The organism is bacterium (assembly GCA_040757115.1).
In the GTDB taxonomy this organism is placed as follows: domain Bacteria; phylum UBA9089; class CG2-30-40-21; order CG2-30-40-21; family SBAY01; genus JBFLXS01.
In genome coordinates this window covers 1-3,184 of the sequence record JBFLYA010000345.1, presented here as the reverse complement: position 1 = coordinate 3,184, position 3,184 = coordinate 1, and the positions used below count along the sequence as shown (strand labels likewise).

Genomic DNA, 3,184 nt, shown 5'->3' with positions numbered 1-3,184 from the left:
AACCCCCTTTATATACTTACAACCCCCTAACCCCCTTTATTAAGGGGGAATATCTGTCCTCCACCTCTAATCTTTTCTATATATTTGGGTGAGGGAATTTCGTGAAGCCCTATTTGGTAATTGGTAACTGGTGAATGGTAATTAATTATCAGTTACTTGTTTTTAATTAAGATATTTCCCGCTGTATCCTTTCTATATTTCGTTGGCAGGTTTGGATTAAAATATCTTTTGAAAACCCACCGCCGATTTTATTTGCATCAGGACTTTTATTCAACATATCTATCGTTGCCTTGTATTCTAAGATGGCTTTTCGATATTCTTTATTTTCAGAATAAATATTGGCAAGGTGAAAATGAGACAGAGGGAAATTAGGGTCTAAATAGATAATCTTTTTAAATTCATTAATTGCCTCATCTGTTTTTCCTTTCTTATTAAGAACAATACCCAGTAGAAAATGCGCCGGTGAGAGTAATGAGTTAATTTGTAATGCCTTGCGACATTGTTTTTCTGCCTCATCAAACTGCTCTTTATTGGCATAAATATCGGCTAACATAAGATATGTTTCTGCATGTTCATCAGTTTGCTCAATTATCTTCATTAATTCAAATAATGCCTTTTCAAACATATTCTCTTCAAAGTAGTATTGAGCCTTTTTGTATAATCCATCAATTATTTCATCTTTGGAAGGGAATTTTGCCTTTTGTTTAATTTCCTCTATCTCTTTTTCTAATCCTGTTGTCTTTGATTGTTTTTTGGCTACTCTGGGTGTAATTTTTTCTATGACTATTTTTTGTTTTTCAAATGGTTTTTCAACTAATTTATCCGATTTTTGATAGAGAAAATTTCCTTCTATTTCTAATAATTTGAATTCATTTGAGATATGATATAGAGATTCTGAGGCACCAATAAAAAGATAACCCTCTTTTTGCAAACTTTTATAAAAGTTATTTATCACCCGTTTGGTGGATTCAGGTTTAAAATATATGGTGACATTTCTGCAAAAGATTATATCCCAATATTCCCCCATTTTAGCTAAAGGAAAAGGTTCTTTGATTAGATTAAAATACTCAAAATTCACCCTCTTTTTAATCTCATCTTTTAGAATATAATTTTTTCCCTCTTGAATAAAATATTTCTCAATGTAACTTCTATCTGTTGACCTGAGTGACCATTTAGAATAAACCCCTTCTCGAGCCAGGGTTAAAGCTCTGGTGCTAACATCTGAACCAAATACCTCCACATCCCACATCTGTGCAGGTTGTAAGGTTTCTAATAAAGCGATGGCGATTGAATAAGGCTCCTCGCCAGTAGAGCATCCTGCAGACCAAATCCTGATACCATAACTGCCTTGTAATTGTTTTCGCCTTAGGAGTTCAGGTAATATATGTTTTCGAAGTGTAATGAAATGTTTCACATCGCGGAAAAAGTATGTTTCACAAACGGTAATTAAGTTAAGTAGTTCTTTAAATTCCTCCTCCCCGCGTGGATTATACTTCAAAAATTTATAATAATCACTATATCCTCCAAGATTCATAGATGTTGTGCGAGCTAAAAGGGCCTTTCTTAATAAATCCCGTTTAGGTTCATCTACAAATATCCCGCTATTTTGGGAAATAAAATTCTGAAATAAAAGAAATTCTTCATCGGTTAAATCAGGTTCTATTAAATGATATTTCACCTACATTTACCCTCCTAATCCTTGAGAATTTAAATATAACAAAAAACTTTGAGAAAGTCAAGAAAAAAAAGTTGACATGTCAACCCAAAATAGAAATGTCACCTTTTTAACAAAGTAGAAATGTCACCTTTTGAGTTAACCGAAGGAGATCTTCTTCTCCTTTTCTCTCTGTTTATATTTGTATGGATTTATCTTAAATCTCCTCCAGGGGTGATCCGGGGGAGGGATATATATCTTTCTTGATTGTATGGGTTTCTGTTCTTCTTGTGGTCTTATTTTTATCTTTTCATAATTAAGCTCTTGGTTTTTATGAGTAATATGTCTTGTCCCATCTATTCGTTCTTGGACAACAACAGTCTTTGTTCTTGTGACAGCAAGAGGATCTTTAATCTGATAAAGCTGTCTGTTGTGGGCAATGGTCCAATCATTCCTCAAGGATCTTTTTGTCTTTATAGAGAAGATGCTGTTCAGATTTATTTCTTTGGGTATCTCTCTGTGAAGATCGACCTCATTCTTTGCAGATATGCTGAATCTGTAACCGTTCAGGCTATATATCAAAAGTGTAAGAAAGGGGATAAGGAGATAAGAGTGATATGGAGATAAGATAATAGAAATAGATTGAAATTTATAGAAATAGGTAGAAATTGATTGTGGAAAACAACAAATTTCCATAAATTTCTATTAGTTTCTATTAATTTCAATTTTTTTAATAATATCTCCCTATCTCCTTAATCTCCACATCTCCTTTTGTTACACCACCTGAACGCTTACCGTGAAAAAATCACATAAAATCACAACTTAAAAATTATGGCTACCCAATTTTTGAAATTTTCGGGTAATGTCAGCCGCCAGCGGGGGAGATAAAAAATTAAAAATCTGTGAAATCTGCGTAATCTGCGGATATTTTTAGGTCACGAATTTTCGGTGTTTCATCCGTGTCCATCTGTGGCTAAATAGTTACTATCCTATATAGTCTCTCCTCATCTTGATGTCAACTAACCAGATTATCTCTTTTTTATAGCTTTGTCATCTTTTATCACCCAAAATTCATCCCAAACCCGCACCATAACTAAAAACTATTTGCAACGCTCTTTCTGAAATTAACTGCACAGGTGGAAATTTTTGTTGACAAATTAGTTTATCTATGTTACCTTATATTTGGCCGAATTAAAATAAAACTGCTAATGGAATGGAGTATTATTTACAGGACATCTGAATTCAAGCAAAGCGAGAATACGAAGTATGTTGCGTCCGCAAAATGTTGCAAAGCAAAAAATGCCCCAAAAACAAATTCCTATCAGGATGTGAAAAAAATGAGAAGATATAGAAGAAAAACAAGTGCTTTTTTCTTTGTTGTTTTGTGTAGTTTAATAGCTTTCATAAGTAGAAGTCAAGGAGAGGTTATTAAGAAGACTCAAACCCAGTGGAAGACTATTGCCGAAGTAAAACCAGCGGTTGTTTTGATAATCGCAAAGTCTGAAGAGGGGTGGAAAAGTGGTTCTGGAT

3 protein-coding genes are annotated in these 3,184 nt (G+C 33.7%); 1 reads left to right on the top strand and 2 read right to left on the bottom strand.

Annotation, left to right across the window (positions count from 1 at the left end):
* Positions 1–166 precede the first annotated feature (166 nt).
* Both AB1422_18355 and AB1422_18350 read right to left on the bottom strand, forming a co-directional pair.
* Positions 167–1,678, bottom strand: coding sequence for a CheR family methyltransferase (locus AB1422_18355; protein MEW6621263.1), 1,512 nt, complete (start codon positions 1,676–1,678; stop codon positions 167–169).
* A 135-nt stretch (positions 1,679–1,813) separates the two neighbouring features.
* Positions 1,814–2,350, bottom strand: coding sequence for a hypothetical protein (locus AB1422_18350; protein MEW6621262.1), 537 nt, complete (start codon positions 2,348–2,350; stop codon positions 1,814–1,816).
* 641 nt (positions 2,351–2,991) lie between these two features.
* Between AB1422_18350 and AB1422_18345 the strand changes: the two genes are divergently transcribed.
* Positions 2,992–3,184: hypothetical protein (locus AB1422_18345; GenBank protein MEW6621261.1), on the top strand; the 193-nt coding region annotated here is incomplete at its 3' end.